The organism is Phaeodactylibacter xiamenensis, assembly GCF_965229835.1.
Classification (GTDB): Bacteria; Bacteroidota; Bacteroidia; order Chitinophagales; family Saprospiraceae; genus Phaeodactylibacter; species Phaeodactylibacter xiamenensis.
Genome location: NZ_OZ245931.1, coordinates 600,541 through 620,616 on the forward strand (window position 1 = coordinate 600,541; position 20,076 = coordinate 620,616).

The following is a 20,076-nucleotide window of genomic DNA, read 5'->3' on the forward strand; positions in this document are numbered from 1 at the left end:
TTGCACCAATGTGGGATTTGTCAGGTGGTAGGTTAGATAGGGCGCCTTTGCGGCAATCCCGATATACAAGGTCCAGATACGGTCCTCCGTAAGGGCTGGGCTGTTCATGTGTCCCTGTATGCACAAGTTGGTGCATACCTGACATAATATTCGTTTTCACAGCTTCCGGCAACGAGTACCGCCGGGAGAAATAACCCCTTTGCCCGGGTGTGTAATCTCTGTTCGGGCATCAAAATTTAGATTTAAGATGCAAAAACATCGTGCTACTCATTCCTGTACATCCTTCACGGTATTTCCCGATACGTTTTTCAGTAAGCGGCTGGGGCAACTGGTCCTGTTGGCTGCCTTACTTATGGTGCCCTTCCTCACCTCCGCTCAAAGCTGGGATACGGTGCGGATTGTTGACTTCTCAAACCCTTCATTCAACCCGAATTTGAGCGGCGTGCAGGGTTTTAATGCCGTGGGATTTACTTTGGGGAATAATGGTGCTTCTGGAAATTTCAATGACCTTTGCGCGTTCACAAGCAGCTTTAGTGCTCAGGACCGGATTGCCATGCGCGTTTCCCTCCTGGCAGGTGTGGACTACCGGGTATCCCTAAATGGGAAGGTGAACAGAGCCGGGCAGGCGGTTAATTTTGCGTATGCACCGGCGTCGAACCTCCAACAAGTTACAGTCATATCACAGAGTATTCCGCTTGCTGATATTGACTATAATGATCCTGGTGCAACCATGGAAAGCAATACGTTTGCTGTAGCGGCTGATGGCAACTACTGGGTGGTTGCGGAGCATGGTGGGGTGAATCTCCCCGATGTATTTGCCCGGCTGGATAATTTCATGGTCGAAGCCCTGCAAGAAGCTCCAATGCCCAGTTTGTCTCTTACAGATAATGATGGCAACCCAATAACAGGCGGCATAGAGGCCAAGCCCGGCACCCCATTCATGCTATGCCTGTCGCCTGACAGCGCGCCAGCAGAGGATATGGCGTTAGCGCTTAGTATTGATGGGGATGGCTCCCCGCACTTTAGTGATTTCACAACTATGCCGCTGACCTTCCCGGCAGGAAGTACTGACAATGTGTGCTTCGAGCTGTCGCCAAGCGCAGAGGCTGTAGCTGGTACATACACGTTCCAGCTCACGGATGGAAATGGTGAGGAAGTGATGAGCTTTGGGGTGGTGGTGGAGCCGCCGTGTACTAGTGTCGCCGGGCCGGACCACATCATTTGCGATGGAAAGAGCGTTCAGCTGGGCACAGGTTGTCTGCCTGAGCCTCACCCAGTGGATGGGGTGGAGTATTGTTATGCATGGGTGCCAGCAGATGGCTTGGATGACCCTCGCTCGGCAATGCCTGTGGCGACACCAACAAGCAGTACTGCCTATTTTGTATACGTCACTACCTCAGAAGGAGAGTTTGTTGGGCAGGACGATGCCTTAGTGGAGGTAACGTACAGTTCAGTGGAAATCACCGCCTCCGACCTTATCGTATGTGATGGGCAGTCTACGACCCTGAGTGTTGCGCCCAATGACGAGGATACCTACCGCTGGTACCTCAATGGGGTACTCATTGCCGCGGCGAACAGTTCCGATGTCCTGGTTGACGCTGCTGGGGAGTACACTGTAGAAGTGACTGGAGCAGACGGTTGTATTGCTAGGGGCACCATCACCATTGGCGACGCTAGCGACCCGGCTTCGCAAGCAGATGCTTTGAAACAGGAGGGCTTCATTTGTATAGGCGTCACGGTAGATGAGGATGTGGTTGGCTTGCGGAGCAGTAACTGCGATACATATGTTGATGACCGCACAGACGGTATCGCGTTTTCCTTCAGCGGTGTTGGAGAAACGGTAACTGATATCGCCTGTACCTTAGATCAGTTTTTAGCAGAGGTAGAAGTATGTGGTGATAACTTGCAAGGGCTAATTACTAAGGAAAGTAACGTTTGTGAGGGAGGGGCTTTCTTCGAGTCAAATGCTACCGCTTTTGAGAGTGCGGATGCAGGTGTATGGTTACATTTTATTGACTTTCCGGGAGAAGAAGATTGTTTGCTTATCCGTGTCAATAGTGGTGAGGACGTGCAGACGGAAAGCTATGAGGCGTACATGAGCAGTCTTCTGGGCACAGTGGCCAACGATTCTGATCTTTATGGCTACGCTTCTAAAAGTGAGCAGATGGTAGACATTCTGTTCAATGAGACTACTTTGGTAAGTTTTGACAGTATCCCGGATAACTCCGCACAGGTCGATAATCTCTTGCCTGCATTGCTGCCTTCTACGGATGTCCTTTTGCCCATACCGCCTGGGCCTTGCAATCATAGTAACCCTGTAGTCGGGGTTTCCCCTTCGGGCTTGCCAGTGTGGGTGCCTTCTGGGGCTAGATTAAGCTTTGGCTTGTCCAAAAAATTTGAAACACAGATTGACAATGAGGCTTTAGTCGCCTTTACTTTAAACGAGCCAAATGGAGTCCGGGGGCGGTTTGTCGCAAAAGGTAAAAAGTGCCAGGGGGATTACAGGTTTATTGGTTATAAAAACCAGCTTGACCCCGGAGGGGTGTATGAATTTGAAACAGCTAATTTGGGAACCAGCCCAGTGAAAGCGAGCTTTGGTACTCGTCAGCGTTTAGATTGCCCGGAAGCTCATATTAGCGTCACTTTTAAAAGCTATTCATTTGACCCGGTAGATATAGATAATGCTGCTATCGGTAGTGGAGCGCTTGTTTCGGAGTTTACTGGGGTACAGCCTTACATTTTTCAGGAAGGCGAACAAGGCCCCTATGGTATATACTTATGCCAGAGTGATATTTCTCATGCCTCTTTCAATGATCCGCTTTCGGTCAACTTAAATCCCCATTTGCACCCAAGTGGCATGTCTGACGGATGGCTGTTCTCTGTGAAGGGGCAAGGAGATGATGAAATTTCATACCTGTATGGCATTGCCGATCCTAGCGGTGATGGGTATAATTATTACAGGTACAATTGTGATGGGTCATGGTCTTCTTATGATGATCCAGACCGGCCTGAAATGCTTGATTTCCTGAGCGCTTTAGTAGAAGTATTGATTGAGAATGGGCATACCGCCTTAGATGTAGTAGGGCTTATTCCTGGCCTTGGAGATTTAGCTGACGGTATTAACTTCATCTGGTATTCGGCAGAAGAAAACTACGGGGAAGCTGCAATATCAGCTGCATCGGTAGGCTTATCCTTTGTAGCGGCTTTTCGGATAGGGGACAAAATACTACTTACAGCACAGGGTAAGAAGGTAAACACCTTTGTCGCTTTATTCAAGGTGGTCACTGGCAATGCATCCGCTCTTAAGGCAATTGACGCGGTAAAGGAGTTAGAAAAAATGAGAGCAGTTGGTATGTCCCCTACTGAGGCTTCCCGCTGCTGGAATTGGATATATACCCTTTCCCTGGCCTCAAGTGAACATAAAGGGATTTTGCTAAAGATTGCGGAAGAAGGCAATGACAATTTTTACAAAGTCTGGAGAAAAGCAGCACGGGAAAATTTGGCGGATGACGATATCACTCTTCTTTTTAAAGACATCACCCACGATGTGGTGGCAAGTTTTTCAAGTGGCGCTGTGTCTGCCTCGGATGATCTAATTGACTTTTTTGTTAATAGTAGTAATGGGGTTGAAGCGTGGGATATACTTAAGGGCGCAGATGATGCTGTTGTTAATTCTCTTCGAACAGATATGCCAACTTTAAATAGACTAAGTGATGATTTAGATAGATATCCTGGTAGTGAAGCTTATTTTAAAGCCAACCCAAGTCAAGTTGACGAATGGGATGATTTAAGAAATACATTTAATTCTATTTCAGATCCTGTAAAAGACGTTTGGGGTCCAGGCAGAATTTCTCACGCTGACGAATGGGATCAAATTATAAGTGACGTTGAATCAGCAGGAGGAAGTTTTAAATGGACAACACCAGATGACTTAGCATATGAACCTGGGTTGAGACCAGGTCAAGCTGGTAGAATTCATATGGAACCAGATGCATCAATAACTGCAATGAGACACGAGTATAGGCATTTCTTAGATGATCAAGCTCAAGGATATTTAGGTTTGCCACAATTAGCTGATCCAAACTGGAGAGTAACTTCAGAGTTTAATGCATATAAAATTGAAATAGAGGCGATGATTGATGCAGGTCAACCTAATGCTGTTCAAATTTTAAAGGATAATTTTGTTGAAGAAGTTGACTTAATTGCGAACAGAATTTTACCACCTGGGGGATCCTTTGATCCATCAACTCAGGATTTAATTGATCAATTATTAAATCTCTAATGTTATTAGATCCAAACACTAAACAGTCTGAAATTAGCGATCAGCTACTTTTACAGGAATTTGAAAATCCCAAGCGATTTGCAAAAATGCATTTGTATGCATTAATGGCAAGAAGGGCAAATACTAACCATGCAATAAAATTAAAACTGTTTGAGCAAATTTTAAATGCAGATGCTCGACTGGAAACTGTTGTTGGTTCAATCAAACACTCATGGATTCCTGCAATATATCTTTTGCAAGAAGGTACAGATAATCTAAGAATAGAGTTAAAAGGAATCTTAAAAGAATGGACATTAAAGGAAAGGGAGCATTTTCTTGATTATGTAAAAAAGGATCAAGAGTATTATTCTTTACTTTTTGATATAATCGATAAGTCAGAAGAAGAATAATTAGTCAAGCCAGAGAGTAAAAGTATGTCAAAATAAAAGCTAACTGTTTCCTGAGCTCCTTTTGTGTACAAAAACGGATACAAACTATATAATGTTTCAGGTGACGCAAGTTACACAAAACCGATTATACATATGAAATCAAGTCGCAGGTACTACTATGGCAGCTTATCAGAGCCAACAGTCCAAGTAATACTTCAGCTGTACGGTCTCAAAGTCGAAAAACAGATAAAGAGTTTCGCAGCGTTAGCCATTTAAAGCCAGCGTTGCCCAAAACATAAACATTTCAACCTACCGCAAGGGAGCGGCCCGCCAAGTTGTTTTGGTGCGTCACAGCCATTCTTTTGCCCAAAAACGAGTATGATGAAATACACGATTACTACCGTCCTCTTTGTAACCCTGCTCAGTGCGCTGCAGGCACAGATAGGGATTGATCTCAATCTCGAACCAGGCGATTGCTTCTGCGAAGGCACCCCACAGCAGCCTTTTTCAGTCACGGCTGAGGGCAATGCCGGGCCATTCACCTATGAGTGGTCGAGCCCTAATGGCTATACCTCCACAGCAAAAGAGCCTGACGATATTGTGCTGGCAGGCGAGTATACGCTTGAGGTTTATAATGCTTATGCTTGTTCTTTTACGTATAGTGTGGTATTAGAGGCCTGCCCCGGCCCCACCTTCCAATTCAACACCACCCCCGCATCACCTACCTGCCCCGGGCAGATAACCCTTGAAGAAATTATCGGGCCAGATACCTACATCAGCTACGAGTGGTACAATGAAGCAGGCGATTTGCTGCCTGATGAGGGGCTGACATTAGAGGATGCTGCTGCCGGCAGCTACTATATGGTCGCCATCAGCGAAGCAGGGTGCCGGTTTTCTTCACCTATGGTGGAAGTAGAGGGCTTGCAGGATTTACAGGCCACAACCACCAGTCAGACTGCCGCTTGCGATGGGCAGGCTACTGGCAGCATTGCTATTAGTGTATCAGGCGGGCAACCTCCTTATACATATCAGCTGGGCACGCAGCCTTTGGGACAAGGGCCCGGCCAGTTTGCACTAAATAACCTTGCCCCCGGTCCCTATGAGGAATTTTTCATAACAGATGCGGGCGGGTGTGAACTTAATTTCTCTTTTAATATTGAAAATGAACCTCAGCCTCAAATCACCGCTACGCTAAGCCCTCCTTCCTGCCCGGCAAGCAGCAATGGGCAGATTGAGTTGGAGATTACTCAACTACTCCCTCCTCAGGTCAATTATACTGTAAGCTGGAGCAATGGCAGTACTGGCAATCCATTGCAGGGCGCAGCGGCCGGCACCTACACAGCGACGGTGATCAGTGAGAATGGCTGCGAATATCCTGCCGGGCCTTTTCAGCTGCAGGCTGAAGAATTCGGGCTGGAATTTAATGTGTTATCAACTGATGCGTCCTGCCCGGAGTCGGCTAATGGCAGCTCGATTATTCACCCCTCCGTTTTCCCGAACCCCTTCAGCCAGCAGTTGACCATCAAACTTACGGCTTCCTATGCCGGGAATGCTCAGGTCAATTTAGTAAATTTGCTGGGGCAGGTGGTGCATACGGAGCGCCATGAATTTATCCGGGGGTATACCCCTGTTCAGGTCAGCACTGCTGCCCTTGGCCTTACGCCCGGGCTTTATCAGGTCATCGTCACTGATGAGCTGGGCAATTATTACACTGAAAAAATCATGTACCAGCCTTGATGTACCTCCTCTCGTACCGGTTTCGTTTGCTTTTTCAATACCCTCGCAAAGCCCTGCTGCCCTGCCTCCTGCTGCTCACTGCCCTGAGCAATGGGGCAGGGCAGGTGCCGGAGTTTAGGGTGTTTACTTATAGGGGGGGCTCGCTTGCTCAGACGCAGTCATTTAACACTCAATTGTTTTATATGGACTTGGAGGTTTGCAATGAGTTACCTGTTGTAACTACTACAGCACAAATCACCTCAGCGGCAACTCCTAATCAAAATACCAATATTTATGCATTTTCCACTGGGTATAAACTATTTCCTTTTCTTACTTACTCAGAGACTTTCACTTTCATGTATGCTTTAGGTGGCGATTGGGAATTACAGCCTCTCGGAGGGACAAATGTAGACTGGGGAGTTGACTCCTCCATCCACGCCCTGGCATCCGGCCTGGACTCCATTGTCTACAGCGGCGACCATGCTCTAAAGGCTTACAGCCCAATGGACGGCACGGAGTGGGATATTGGCCCGTTCCCTCCTTTTGTCGGGCAGGCCCGGAGCATGACGCTGCGGGAAGGGGAGCTATATATGACGACTACGGAGAATGACCTGGTCCGCATCAACCGCACCGACCCGGAGCAGAGCGAGCTGCTGCACAGCTTCCCGGACAGTGTGGGGCGCATAGAGTCGATGTCAACTTACCCTTTTGCCTGCGACAGCATCGTCACTTATGCTTTTGAGCACATTGGGGATGATTTTGGCCCGTCAGTGCTGCATGTGCTGGACTTTAATGACTATTCCCTCAGCCCGGTCTGCACCATAGGCTATTTCATCACAGGCACCGCCCTGCCTGAGGAAGTCATCACGCCCCCCTGTGACCTCTACGCAGACCTGGACATTGACGACAGCAGCAGCGCCGGGCTGGACTTTGCGCCGGCGCCTTCCTGCCGTGGCCCCATCCCGTTGTCAGATACGGACCTGCAGGTGTACGGGCAAATCCCTATAGATTCTATCACGTTGCGGTTGTCCGGTATATTGGACTCCGGTCAGGAGTACCTGCAGGGCAGCCCGGCGGCACCGGTTACCGTAGCTGGCAATGGGGGCACCGTGCTCACCCTGCAGAGCAACGGGGCAACTTTCGCAGCGCTGGAGGCCGCCCTGAGCGCCCTGGCGTACTATAACGAAGCCCCTGCGCCCACCTACGGGCCCCGTACGGTCGAAATCATCGTGCATGCCTCCATCTACCGGGGCAGCCCCTCTTATGTCTACCTACAGCTGGACGATGACTTCCTGGAGGTAGATGCTGAGGTTTCCCCGGCCTGCTTTGGGCAGAGCGATGGCATGCTTGCCCTGTCCGCTTCCAATGGGGAGGCCCCTTACGCCTACGCGTGGTCGGACGGCGGCAGCGGCGCATCACGGGCGGGCCTTGCCACGGGCGCCTATGCCTACACCCTGAGCGATGCCCGGGGCTGCACCTCGGCAGATACGCTTCTGGTCCCGGAAAACGATAGCCTTTGGGCGCAGATTAATGCCGCTTCGGACTTCGTCTGCGGTGAAAGCGGCTTGCTGGAAGGCAGCGCCATGGGTGGTACCGCGCCCTATACCTACGAATGGGAGGGGGCTTTTTCCGGGCCGGTACTCGAAAACGTAGGCGCAGGCACTTATACCTTGCAGGTAGAGGACAGCCTGGGCTGCCTGGCGGCCACTGCCTATACACTCGCCGGTGCGGACACGCTTTTCACTTTTGATACGCTTACGGCCTGTGCCGGAGGCGAGCTGGCCTATGAGGGGCAGGTATACACCACAGATACTGTGCGCTGCGACAATAGCATTTCTTCATTTGGCTGTGATTCCATACACTGCACCAGCCTCGTCTTTCGGGATACCTTCCGCTTTGCTGAAGCCTTCGCGCTTTGCCCGGGCGATGCCCTGGAATGGCAAGGCCAAACCCTCACCACCGACACCGCCCTCTGCCTCACCTACCTCTCCCAGTACGGCTGCGACAGCACCCACTGCCTGGAGCTGCGCTACGAGCGGCGGGAGGGGAGCCTTCAGGCGGATATCTGCCCCGGTGGGGCCTACGCCTTCGGCGGGCAGTTGCTCACCGTGCCCGGCACCTACCGGGATACGATCAGCGACGGGCAGCCTTGCGACAGTGTGGTGGTGCTGGAACTGGGCCTTCATCCGGAGCCGGCTTTGTCCATCAGTCAGTCGGGCAGCCTCTGCAACGGCGGCAGCGCAACGCTTACGGGCAATGGCAGCGGCACCTTCATTTGGAGTGATGGCACCGCAGGGCCTGCACTGAGCACCACGGCCCCCGGCACCTACGCCGTCACCCTCACCGATGCCAATGGCTGCACCGCTTCCGACAGCCTGAGCCTTTCGGAAAACAGTATAGACTTCACCTTTACGTTGGGCTATACCGGCTGCCCGGAGCCCGGGGCCGGTCAGTTGCGGGTGGACAGCATCTGGGGCGGTGCGCCGCCTTACAGCTATCAGCTCAATGATGGCCCGGTACAGCCCGGCCCGGTCTTTTCCAACCTGTCTGCACAGCCTTATACGATTACGGTAGCCGATGGCAGCGGCTGCGCCCGCGCCCGTCAGGCGGCCCTGCCGGCAGCCACGTCCCTGCAGTTGATCCTGCCCGCCGATACGAGCATCCGCCTGGGGCAGGAAGTGCGGCTGTCGGCTGCTACAAATGCCACTAGCTTTGACATCGCCTGGGACCCGCCCACGGGCTTGTCCTGCACCGATTGCCCGGTGCCCCTGGCTCAGCCGCCGGTCACCACGGCCTACACCGCCACCCTGACGGACAGCCTGGGGTGCACCGCCACTGCCCGTACCACCATTTTCGTGGATGCGGCTGCGCCGGCCTACCTGCCCAATGCCTTTTCGCCCAACGGCGATGGCCGCAATGACCTGCTGACGGTCTATGCCGGCACGGGCGTCGCAGAGGTCCTCCTGATGCAGGCCTACAACCGCTGGGGCGGGCTGGTCTATGAGGCGCAAAACTTTGCTCCCGGCTCAGGAGGCTGGGACGGCACGCATAAGGGGGAGGCGGCGCCTTCGGGCGTTTACCTTTGCCGCCTGCGCCTGCTGTTGCTGGATGGGCGGGAGGTGGAGATTGGGGGGGAGGTTTTGTTGGTGCAGTAGGGGAGGAAATGTAAAACTGTAAAACGCGAAATGCAACCCATACGGGCCTTCGGAAATGTAAAAGTGGCGAGCGGTGCCGGTCGGTAGGTCGCCGGGAGGCGACCGCAAAGCGGCCGTTGCCTTTGGAGGACGCAGGCTGGTGCTTCTCCGTCCGACGCAGCTTTGGCGCCAATATGCATCCGTATGGACCTGTCCGAATGGACTGGCCCGCCCATACGGGCAAATTATGGGTAGTCGGAAAACTTAACCTTAGCCTTTCCCGGGCGATGCGAGGATGAGGTTGGTCTTTGGGCAGCCGAGGCTAGGTTGAGGTTGAGGACCAGGCAATGGCTTCTTTGCCCGACCGTAGACGGTCTCCTGCCTGGAGGCGAGCAGTGCCGTTGGTTCAGTCTTGGATATTGAGCGGTGCCGGTCGGTGGGTCGCCGAGGGGCGGTCGCAAAGCGGCCGTTGCCTTTGGAGGACGCAGGCTGGTGCTCAAACTCATCCTCGCTGGGGCTGCGCCGGGACCAACCTCAACCTTGCAAAGATTTTGGTATTGTGGTGTTTTCCCGCCGTCGCCTTTGGCTTTCTCGGGCGGGGGGTGTTCTGGTTGCGGGCGTTGCCGGTCGGAGTAGCAGCCTCGCCCGGCGCACTCGCTGTCCGATGTAGTTTAAAACGCCAGTATACATCCGTATGGACCTGTCCGTCTGGATAAATTATGGGAAGTCGGTCCTTTCGCCGGGCGTGCTTGAGTTAGAACGCCGGGGGAAGGACCTCCTTCGTCGAGACTTCGGCGGTCGGGGAGTGCCCCCGGCGTTGGGCGAGCGGTGCCGGTCTTCATCCTGGCGAACATGGCTCGTGGGGCCTGGAGGCGACAGTAAGCTGTCGCTGCGTTGCGGGCGGCGCTTGGGCGCTCAACCTCAACCTTAGCCTCAACCTCAACCTCAGCTCCGCATCCTCCGTGCCACCCTCAGCCAAGATTGGGCCTTCCACCTGCCCATCACCCCCTTTCGTCGGATTCTTTTGCCCACCACACAGAAAATAGGTAGCTTAGATCGTTCGTTCATAATTTGACTCAAAGCCGAAATGATGTTGTACCCAACCTTATATATTGCTACGACTGCAAGCCTTGCCCTCTGGTTTTTATACCGCTCGGACGAAGAGCGGGAGCGCTGGCTGCAGCGGATTTTCTTTGGCCTCTTTCTCAGTTATGCGCTGGTGGTCTTTACCGCTGATGTGAAGTTCGGGGTAAAGCTGTGGGTGTTGTTCCGGGACTTGCTGGTACTGGGGCTGTTGGGTACTGTTTTTCAATTGGCTACCCACAAGCGGCTTTGGTTCATGGGGGCAGCACTGGCTTCTACGGTCTTCCTGGCATGGTTTGTGCCGGCTCAGATGAGCGGTAGCCTGCGCACACTGGAAGCCGCGCCGGTAAGCTATGACCCGGATGGGGAGTTGCTGCTGGAACTGGCGGAAGGGGCAGATCAGGATGTGCTGAGCACGCCGGCTTATAAGTACGATTTGACTTTTGCCACTGCTTTTGAGGTTGGCGAAGCTGATCTCACAGAACTGGATGACTACCTGGTCGTCAATATACCGGAAAGCCATCTGGCCGACCTGGAGGACATCCTGAATGACCTGCGCGCGGTGCCTGAGGTAGACTGGGTGGAACCTAACGAGCGCATCAGCATCAGCCCGGTAACGGGTGAGAAGCTGCCGGGGGTGAATAAAAAATTCGGCGTCAACGACCCTGGCATTTCGGAATTGTGGGGGTTTGAGGCGATGGCGGTCAATGACTTGTACCGGCTTTTGCGGCAGCAATCTGGCAAACCTGCAAAAACCGCGCTCATCGCCATTTTGGATACGGGGGTTGATGCCAATCATGAAGACTTATCCGCGAATTACAAATCACTGAATTCAACGGACGATAATGACCCAAGAGGGCACGGCACCCACTGTGCAGGCATTGCAGCGGCTGTGACCAACAACGGCATCGGCATTGCTTCCTTTTCGCCGGGCGCTTCCTACGTACAGGTGACGAGCATTAAGGTGCTGAATGCCTCCGGGATGGGGACACAAAAAAGCATCATCAATGGCATGATCAAGGCTGCGGATGCCGGGGCGGACGTTATTTCCATGTCTTTGGGCGGCTTGTCCAATCAAAGCAAGGAACGGGCTTACCGCAAAGCCGTGAAGTATGCCAATGACAAGGGGGCCATCGTTGTGGCGGCAGCTGGCAATGCTAACCGGAATGCTAAAAATTACGTGCCGGCAGCGGTGGACGGCGTGATTAGCGTAAGCGCAGTGGACAATGAGCTCCGCAAAGCGGTATTTTCCAACTACGTAACCGATCTGAAACGCGGTATTGCTGCACCCGGTGTAGGTATTTACTCCACCATTCCCGGCAATCAGTACGACACGTATAACGGGACTTCCATGGCAACGCCTTACGTAGCGGGGCTGATCGGGTTAATGAAAAGCTTCAAGCCCGGGCTGACCACAGATCAGGCGTATCAAATCCTAAACAAAACGGGAAAATCCACTCAGCAGACGGATCAGACCGGTAAGCTTATTCAGCCTGCGAAGGCTGTGGAACAGGTGCTTTCGGCTTCGGGAGGGTGAAGGTGAATGTGGCGCCTTTTTCTTTTTCGTAAGGTGCGATAGCAATGGTGCCGCCGTGCCGTTGCAGAATCCTTTTGCAGATGGCGAGCCCGATGCCAGTGCCTTCCACAAGCTCGTGGTTGCGGCTAAAGAGGTTGAATATTTTCCGCCGGTCCTCTTCCGGGATACCGGGGCCGTTGTCGGTAATGGAAATGCAGTGCTTTCCCTCTGCCGTACCTGCCGCTATCTGAATTTTGGCGACAGCCGCATCACAGTATTTTACTGCATTGCTAAGCAGGTTTTGCACGACCTGTTCCAAATGGACCTCATAGCCTTCCACAACCGGTAAGGGCTGTTCCGGAAGTTCCACCTCGACGCGCTGCTGAGGGTAGGCCTGTTGCAGCTCTTTGATCTTTCGGGCAAACAGCTGTTGAAGGTCTACCATTTCGTACTCATCCTCTACGGCAGTAATCCGTGAATATTGCAGTACGCCTTCCAACAGCCCGTACATCCGGCGGGCGCCGTCCACTGCTTCGTCAATATAGGTCAGCAGTTCGGCATCGATTTTTCCTTTAGCTTTCCGTTTGAGCAGCCCAAGATGGGAAGTCACAGAGCGCAGGGGCTGTTTTAAATCGTGGGAAGCACTGTAGGCAAAGGCTTCGAGGTCCTCCACTGCCTGACGCAAGCGGTGGGTCCGCTCCTCGACGGTTTTTTCCAGGTTTCGGCGGGATTCAATTTTATCGGTAATATCCCGCTGCACCCCAATGAAATGAGTGGTCCAGCCTGCCTCATTTTTTACGGGCACGATATTGATCCCAACCCAATAGCAAGAGCCGTCTTTATGGTAATTTTGGAGTTCTGCCTGTACGGCTACTTTTTCCTTAAGCGCTTTTTTGATACGATCGAGCTCGGCACGGTCTGTTTTGGGACCCTGCAGCATTCTTGGAGTCTTGCCCAGTACTTCGTACTCTTCATAACCCGTCATTTCTGTAAAGGCCCGGTTGACATAAACAATAGAGGGGCCCTTGGGTACATCCAAAGGGCTGGCTTCAGTGATGATTATGGCTTCACTGGAATAGTAGGGGATCGACAGGAGCAGCTTAGAAAGTTTCGGTGGGTAAGGCGCACTTTTTTCAAAAGGATAAAGAAGCAGGACACCACCTGTTATTTCCGAGGCAGAGGTCTGACCAATGTAATGATAGGGGAAAACGGCTGCGGAAGCATGAAGCATGACCCCATTAATCAGCTGAAGTTTTAAATCATGCAGGTATTCTACCTCTGTTTTTTCTTCGAAAACCTGCTTTTCTATTATGGAGCCCAAATGTTCCTTCAGCCCCGGCAGGATATCGTAAATCGACTTTCCTAAAGCCTCTGCTCTGGAAATACCGGTATGCTCTTCTATGCTGTTGTTCCAATGAATAATCCGGTAGCGTTTGTCAAAGCTCGCGACAAGATCGCTTGAGCGTTTTAAAATGTTAATCAGCGGCATTAGGACATTTTTCAGGGAACCAGGACATAATAATTCCTGAAACTACTACTTTTGGAATAAAAAACAAAACATGGCAAAGTTCAGGAGCAATCATCAGCGCCGTGGCAAGGGTAGCACCGGCATGGTGGCTAAGGTAGGGATTTTCAGTGCGCTGATTGCCGGGCTGTTCTTTATCTTCAACTTATTCACCGGAGAGCATTTTGAAACCAGCTCTGCGGACCCTGAGCTATCCTACTTTTTGCCAAAAGGCGGTAGGGGAGTCGTGGTGGAGCAAACCACTTATGCCTTATCTTACAATGAGGCGCACGAACAGGCGGAGTGGGTGGCCTACAAGCTTTCCGGCGCTACCCTTCGCGAACCCTACGTGGAACGCACAGACGACTTCCGGCCTGACCCTGCCATCGCTACCGGCTCTGCTCACCCCAATGACTACCGGCATTCCGGTTATGACCGCGGACACTTGATACCGGCAGCGGACCGGGCTTACAGCAAGCTGGCTATGTCTGAAACCTTTCTGATGAGCAATATTTCTCCTCAGGCCCGTCAGTTCAATGGCGGTATATGGCGGGAGCTCGAGGAACTGACCCGGGAGTGGGCCAAAGATGCAGGCGAATTGTACGTGGTGACGGGCCCCTTACTGGACATGGAGCCGAAGGGCGTTATTGGCAACAACGAGGTCACCATCCCCGGCGGATACTTCAAAGTGCTGCTTGATCTTGAGGAGCCACAGCTTAAAGCTATCGGATTTGTGCTCCCGAATACCATTTCCTACGAGCCATTGTATAAATTTGTGGCAACGGTAGATGAAGTGGAGGCGATGACCGGGCTGGACTTCTTTGCCGGTTTCCTGCCGGAGGAGGTGGAAACAGAACTGGAAGCCAAAGCGGACATTGACCTGTGGCCGCTGGACAAAGACAAATTCAGAAAACGAATCGAAAACTGGAACAACCGATAAGCAATATGTCAAAGCAAGATCAATTCCGACAAGTTATAGAAGAAGGCTACACTTTTGAGGGGGCGAGCATCACCCTGGGCGGTGCCATGCTGGATGGGGAATGCCTGACCAACGCTCTGGTCCGCGTACCTCTGGAAACCCTCAACCGGCACGGCCTGATTGCGGGCGCTACGGGCTCAGGCAAGACCAAAACCCTGCAGATTATTGCGGAACAGCTATCGGCTGAAGGTGTACCTTCATTGCTCATGGACATCAAGGGCGACTTGTCAGGCATTGCCGTACCCAGCGGCGGGCACCCCAAAATTGACGATCGCCATGCGCAGATCGGATTCCCATTTGAGCCCGGTCAGAGCCCGGTGGAATTCCTCTCGCTTTCAGAAGAAAAAGGGCTGCGCCTGCGGGCTACGGTACATGAGTTTGGCCCCGTGTTATTCTCTAAAATCCTGGGGCTGAACGACACCCAAAGTGGCATCACCGCTGTCCTTTTCAAATACTGCGATGACAACCAAATGCCGCTGGTGGACCTGGAAGATTTTAAAAAGCTGCTTCAGTATTCCACCAACGAGGGCAAGGATGAAATGGAGTCCCTCTACGGGCTGATTTCCACGGCCTCCGTTGGTGCGATTATGCGGCGCATCGTGGAGTTGGAACAGCAGGGGGCAGACCGGTTCTTCGGAGAGCGCTCCTTTGATGTGGAAGACCTTTGCCGCATCGATGAAGAAGGCAAAGGCATGGTCTCTGTGCTCCGCCTGACAGACATACAGGACCGCCCGAAGCTGTTCTCCACCTTTATGCTGCAGATCCTGGCAGAAATCTATGCTACTTTCCCGGAAGAAGGGGATATGGACCGCCCGAAGCTTGTGCTTTTCATTGATGAAGCCCACCTGGTCTTTGAGGAAGCATCAGATGCGCTCCTGGACCAAATCGAGGTCATGGTCAAGCTTATCCGCTCCAAAGGTGTTGGTTTGTTCTTTGTTACCCAAAACCCTGCTGATATTCCGGATGACGTACTCGGACAGCTGGGCTTGAAAGTACAGCATGCCCTGCGCGCCTTTACCGCAAAGGACCGCAAAGCCATCAAGCTTGCCGCTCAGAATTATCCGGAGTCAGATTACTACGATGTGGCAGAGGTTGTGACCAAGCTGGGGATTGGAGAAGCCCTGGTCACTGCTCTGAACGAAAAGGGCATCCCTACGCCATTGGCACACACCCTGCTGCGTGCACCACAGTCCCGGATGGATGTACTGACCGAAAAAGAAATCGACAGCATCATCCGGAAATCACGAATTGCTGATAAGTATAACGAGGAAATAGACCGGGAGTCTGCCCATGAAATCCTGACCGCGAAAATCAAAGCCGCCCAGACAGAAGAGCGGCAGGAAGAGCTGAAATCGCAGCAAAAGAAAGCCGCAGGCACTTCCACGCGCCGGGCGCAGAAAAGCATGTTTGAGAAAATCCTGAACAGCCCGACTACGCGGCAGATTGGGCGGACGGTTGCAAGGGAACTAACACGAGGGATACTTGGGGTATTGGGGGTTAAAAAGCGCCGGTAGCGCCGGATTAGAATATCGTAGTTAATCCTCCTTTTTGATCAGCTTAGGCGCGTAGTCGCGTTTAAAGGCCGACCATGGGGTTTCCTTGTAGTAGTCCTCTGCAAAGTAGGTGAGGATACGCTCGAATTCTTCCGGAGATTTGTAGCCAACAATAGATTGAATGACTTCCCCCTGCTCATCCATGAATACCACAGAGGGAAAGCTCATTCGGCCACGCAACAGCTCCGCCGCGAACTGATGGTAGCCCCGTTTGCCATTTTCCACGAACTCATAGGTATTGTCTTTATACTCAATACTTGCTTTGCGCTCCGCATTGAGGCGCACCGGATAGAATTGGTCGTTGATATAAGACGCAATCGGAGCAGCATTGAATGTGATGGTATCCATTCTTTTGCACCAGGTGCACCAATCGGTATAAATATGCAGCAGGACCTTTTTGTCTTGCTGTTCAAGATGCGAAACAGCCTCCTCCCAGCGCATCCACCTGACCTTATCGCCCGGTGCAGCAGCCTGCTGCGGTGCAAAACTCATGGCAGCGAAGGCCAGGAAGAAGACAATAATGCTCCGATACTTACTCATAGATGTCAATAATTTGGCGTTTACCCGTGATAAACTTCACAACAAACAAACAAAAATTGCCCGGTTCTTATGTCGACAGCCCGGGCCTTTAAAGGAAGTTTAACGAATTGGCGGGCGATAAAACAGGCTTACCTTATCACTTCCAAGCTGATAAGTGGAAACGGGCCCGATGGGCAGGTTCGGTGCCCGCCGCCCTGATGACAAATAGGATACCGCCGTCAGAACGAGGGCTTCATCCCACAGCCCCTGATCAATAAAGGCTTGCAGGGTCTGAATACCTCCTTCCACCATAAGTGTACTCAGTTTCAGATCATGGAGTTGACGCAACAGAAAGGGGATGGAGGCTGCTGTTCCCGGTATCTCAATACATTGCACCGTTTCTGGCAAATTCGCTATTTCAGGCAGGCCCTGCGCCCGGAAGAGCAGGGTAGGGGCGCCATCGGTAAAAATGCGGAGGTTGGAGGGGAGATTACCTTTCCGATCGATTAGCACCCGCACAGGCGAGCGCCCGTAGTACAACCGGTTACTGAGCTGCGGGTTGTCCGCTAATGCCGTATTGGCACCTACAAGGATGGCGGAAGCCTCACTGCGCCATTTGTGGACGAGGCGTTTGGTGTAGGGGTGGGTCAGCCAAAGCTGCTTATTGTCCTCCGGTGCAAAGATACCATTGACAGATTGGGCATACTTGAGCTGTATGTAGGGGCGGTACTCCGTAACGAAAGTATTCCGCGCCTGACTGAGGCGCTCTCCCTGTTCCTGAAGCACACCGGTCTTCACTTCTACGCCTGCTTTGCGCAACCGGTCCAGCCCGCTGCCATTGACACCGGGGGTTTGGTCTACACTTGACACGACCACCCTTGGGATACCTTCCTGCAGGATCAGCAGGGTACAGGGGGGGGTATTGCGGTGGATATTGCAGGGTTCGAGAGAAACATAGAGGGTCGATTCCCGGAGTAAAGACCGGTCAGCCGGTGCGACGCTTTTAACGGCATTGACTTCGGCATGAGCTTCGCCGTATGCCCGGTGATAGCCTTCTCCGATAATCCGCCCCTCATGCACGATTACCGCCCCAACCATTGGATTAGGGGAGGTGGAGCCCGCTCCAAGCCGGGCCAAATCAAAGCAACGCTGCATAAAATGCTCATCGCGGTGGTCCATGAAGGCTGATTTTTCGCCAAAAGTAAGGATATCCTGTATTTAGAGGAATTAATCCGGCTTTGGCTTTTTAGTTTTTGGAGAATTGCTTTATTTTAGAGGACGTAAAGGTTGGTCTCAAACCTTTTGGAAACTCCCTGATTACTAAAACTATATTTGCACGCTCGCATTTTTCCCAAAATGACGTGCACTTGTAGGCCAAAAAACCATCTGTTTTGCTGTACAAAGTCAAACTGAAAAACTCAGATGACTCGGTGTTAGTTGATGCTCAAGTCTATGAATACCTGACCACGGACACTTACCTGGTTAAGGTCAACTTCATCAATAACCTGAGAAAGCACTCAAGTGGTTGCGCGGTCTTCCAGAAAACCTGGAAAAAGGCAGACGGGAAGTATAAAACGGAAACCATTTACCTCCATAAACTCATCGCGGAGCGATTTCTGGTTCACGAAAAAACCTCCACATCTAATCTGGTAGGCACCAAAAATGGCAATAAGCTCGATTGCAGGCTGGCCAATATTCAATACCGTTCCAGGAGTGTGGCCAGCCGTAAGCGCAAGACAAGCAGCAAAGCCGGCTACACCGGCGTCTATCAGGAGAATAACCGGTTCCGGGCGGTCATTTCCATCAACCGGAAATCGGTACATATTGGCATGTTCGATACGGCCGAAGAAGCTGCACTGGCTTACAACAAAAAATCAAAGGAATTATACGGCGAAGAGGGCAAGATAAATATCATAAAGCCCAAACGTAACCGGGAACGTACCGATGATGCTACGCCGGAGTAACTTTTAGCCCTCTTGTCATTTCCCGCTTACCCGGAGGGCCGGGCAGTGCTTCGATAGTGAACCCAAGGCTTTTCAGGCAGCGTTTGACGGCTCCCTTAGCGCAATATGTCACAAAAACGCCATCTTCCCTAAGTGCGCGGTACATGCGCCCCAGCACTTCTGCTTCCCAGAGCTCCGGTTGGGCATTGGGTGCAAAGGCGTCGAAGTAGACAACGTCAAAGGCGGCGGCTTCTTCAAAATTCTCAAAAGCGATCCGGCGCTTTTCGAATGTAAACCAAGGACTGATGTCCACTGGTTGGCCCCATTCAGAATGATGGATTTGGTGGAGTATAGTGGCGGCGGCTTCTCCGAGATGGCCTGCGTAGTTTAGGGTGTCTGCCTGAGCTGTGCTGAGTGGAAAGGCTTCCAGCGCTACGTAACGAATATGCTTTTGCACTTTTTCCGCCTCAAGGCAGGTTAGCAGGGCATTAAGACCGGTTCCCAACCCGGCTTCCAGCACGGCGACCTGTTTCAGCGCCTGCAGCCTGGGGTATAACCCGGATTGCAAAAAAACGTGGCGGGATTCCTGTATAGCCCCGTACCTGGAGTGGTAAGAAACGCCGAACCGTTCGGAAAAGATAGAGTCGGAGCCGTCCTGTGTCTTAATAATTGATAACTCTTCCATAGCCTTGCAACGCAATTTTAATACTCAAAGTCGAATCAGGCTCCAACCTGTGATGCAATATCGGTAGCGCTAATGCCCAGATGGGAGGCATCGTAGACACACCTGCCATCCTTTATTAAAAGGACCTGTGGGGACTCATGCCTGACGCCGAATTGCTCCGCTACGGCATTGGACAAATCTCGGTGGGCGATCAGATCGAGATGATAGGGCAGAACATCATTATCAGCCAAAGACCAGCCTTTGCTCAGGCGGTTTTGCGCAAGCGAACTTATCGAACAGCGCGTGCTGTGCTTAAAGATCAGGCAGGGGACAGACTTTGAATGCTCAATAATTTCCTCGATCTGGCTGCGGGATTGCAATTGCAACCAATTGATTTTGCTCATTTATCCTATGTAGTTGATAACGGTAATAACCGTATCAACAACCGTAGAGAGGGCATCGTTCAAGGAAAAATTATTTGGGCATCCGTATCCGCGGTTACAGGAAGATAGAGCCGAAATGGCAACAATTGCAAAGGCGGTGTTTTTGACGATTTTTTTCATGGCTTCTTGTTTTCCGATTGATTTTTAATATTCATGGGATGGAACGGAAAAGCAAAGATTGCTATTATTCCAACGCCCGCAAAATTAAGAATTTCTTAGCTTATTAGCCTTACCTGTGTCAGGTTATCCGATTCTTTAAGAGAACAAGCCTGCGGTATAATTGTTAAAGTGGGGTAATTCTGAGATGTTGCAGCTGTTTTTTGCAGTTTCGTCAGATTGCTTATTTTTGCCGGACCGATGGGATGATGCCTG

General features: G+C 51.9%; 14 protein-coding genes. 8 read left to right on the forward strand and 6 right to left on the reverse strand.

Annotated features, from left to right (window positions below; all coding sequences use genetic code 11):
- Nucleotides 1-247 precede the first annotated feature (247 nt).
- The 5 genes from ACO08I_RS02210 to ACO08I_RS02230 all read left to right on the forward strand — a co-directional run bounded on the left by ACO08I_RS02210 (nt 248) and on the right by ACO08I_RS02230 (nt 12,120).
- A complete protein-coding gene (locus tag ACO08I_RS02210) occupies nt 248-4,282 on the forward strand; it encodes a hypothetical protein (RefSeq protein ID WP_421948334.1) in 4,035 nt (1,344 codons plus the stop codon).
- Nucleotides 4,282-4,671 carry a hypothetical protein gene (locus tag ACO08I_RS02215; RefSeq protein ID WP_421948335.1) on the forward strand — a complete coding sequence of 130 codons (390 nt, stop codon included), beginning with the start codon at nt 4,282-4,284 and terminating at the stop codon, nt 4,669-4,671. The genes ACO08I_RS02210 and ACO08I_RS02215 overlap by 1 nt, the downstream gene beginning before the upstream one ends.
- Nucleotides 4,672-5,028: 357 nt before the next feature.
- Nucleotides 5,029-6,387, forward strand: coding sequence for a T9SS type A sorting domain-containing protein (locus ACO08I_RS02220; RefSeq protein ID WP_421948336.1), 1,359 nt, complete (start codon nt 5,029-5,031; stop codon nt 6,385-6,387).
- Nucleotides 6,387-9,521, forward strand: a complete 3,135-nt coding sequence (locus tag ACO08I_RS02225; protein ID WP_421949745.1) for a gliding motility-associated C-terminal domain-containing protein — start codon at nt 6,387-6,389, stop codon at nt 9,519-9,521. Before ACO08I_RS02220 ends, ACO08I_RS02225 begins: the two co-directional genes overlap by 1 nt.
- Before the next feature lie 1,066 nt (nt 9,522-10,587).
- The gene (locus tag ACO08I_RS02230; RefSeq protein WP_421948337.1) at nt 10,588-12,120 is read left to right on the forward strand and encodes a S8 family serine peptidase; all 1,533 of its coding nucleotides are present in this window, start codon (nt 10,588-10,590) and stop codon (nt 12,118-12,120) included.
- Here ACO08I_RS02230 and ACO08I_RS02235 read toward each other — a convergent pair.
- Nucleotides 12,068-13,588, reverse strand: a complete 1,521-nt coding sequence (locus ACO08I_RS02235; RefSeq protein WP_421948338.1) for a PAS domain-containing sensor histidine kinase — start codon at nt 13,586-13,588, stop codon at nt 12,068-12,070. The genes ACO08I_RS02230 and ACO08I_RS02235 overlap by 53 nt on opposite strands.
- Nucleotides 13,589-13,658: 70 nt before the next feature.
- Between ACO08I_RS02235 and ACO08I_RS02240 the strand changes: the two genes are divergently transcribed.
- Nucleotides 13,659-14,543, forward strand: a complete 885-nt coding sequence (locus ACO08I_RS02240; protein ID WP_421948339.1) for a DNA/RNA non-specific endonuclease — start codon at nt 13,659-13,661, stop codon at nt 14,541-14,543.
- 5 nt (nt 14,544-14,548) lie between these two features.
- Complete coding sequence (locus tag ACO08I_RS02245) at nt 14,549-16,096, forward strand: helicase HerA-like domain-containing protein (RefSeq protein WP_421948340.1); 1,548 nt, start codon at nt 14,549-14,551, stop codon at nt 16,094-16,096.
- Nucleotides 16,097-16,117: 21 nt separating this feature from the next.
- Here the strand turns inward: ACO08I_RS02245 and ACO08I_RS02250 are convergent, their stop codons facing one another.
- Both ACO08I_RS02250 and ribD read right to left on the reverse strand, forming a co-directional pair.
- A complete protein-coding gene (locus ACO08I_RS02250) occupies nt 16,118-16,675 on the reverse strand; it encodes a thioredoxin family protein (RefSeq protein WP_282784950.1) in 558 nt (185 codons plus the stop codon).
- Nucleotides 16,676-16,774: 99 nt separating this feature from the next.
- On the reverse strand, nt 16,775-17,833 hold the full coding sequence (ribD, locus tag ACO08I_RS02255) for a bifunctional diaminohydroxyphosphoribosylaminopyrimidine deaminase/5-amino-6-(5-phosphoribosylamino)uracil reductase RibD (protein ID WP_421948341.1): 1,059 nt from the start codon (nt 17,831-17,833) through the stop codon (nt 16,775-16,777).
- A 212-nt stretch (nt 17,834-18,045) separates the two neighbouring features.
- Here ribD and ACO08I_RS02260 point away from each other — a divergent pair, with 212 nt between their 5' ends.
- Nucleotides 18,046-18,618: a hypothetical protein gene (locus ACO08I_RS02260; RefSeq protein WP_044226573.1), complete on the forward strand. Its 573-nt coding sequence runs from the start codon at nt 18,046-18,048 to the stop codon at nt 18,616-18,618.
- On the opposite strand, the gene mnmD is transcribed toward ACO08I_RS02260, so the two are convergent.
- From mnmD to ACO08I_RS02275, 3 genes are read right to left on the reverse strand one after another with little or no spacing between them, the layout of a single operon-like run.
- Nucleotides 18,605-19,282: a tRNA (5-methylaminomethyl-2-thiouridine)(34)-methyltransferase MnmD gene (gene mnmD / locus ACO08I_RS02265; protein WP_421948342.1), complete on the reverse strand. Its 678-nt coding sequence runs from the start codon at nt 19,280-19,282 to the stop codon at nt 18,605-18,607. The two genes, ACO08I_RS02260 and mnmD, sit on opposite strands and share 14 nt — an antisense overlap.
- 35 nt (nt 19,283-19,317) lie before the next feature.
- Nucleotides 19,318-19,665, reverse strand: coding sequence for a bacillithiol system redox-active protein YtxJ (gene ytxJ / locus ACO08I_RS02270; protein WP_202965287.1), 348 nt, complete (start codon nt 19,663-19,665; stop codon nt 19,318-19,320).
- Nucleotides 19,666-19,824, reverse strand: coding sequence for a hypothetical protein (locus ACO08I_RS02275; protein ID WP_160213902.1), 159 nt, complete (start codon nt 19,822-19,824; stop codon nt 19,666-19,668).
- Nucleotides 19,825-20,076: the final 252 nt, after the last annotated feature.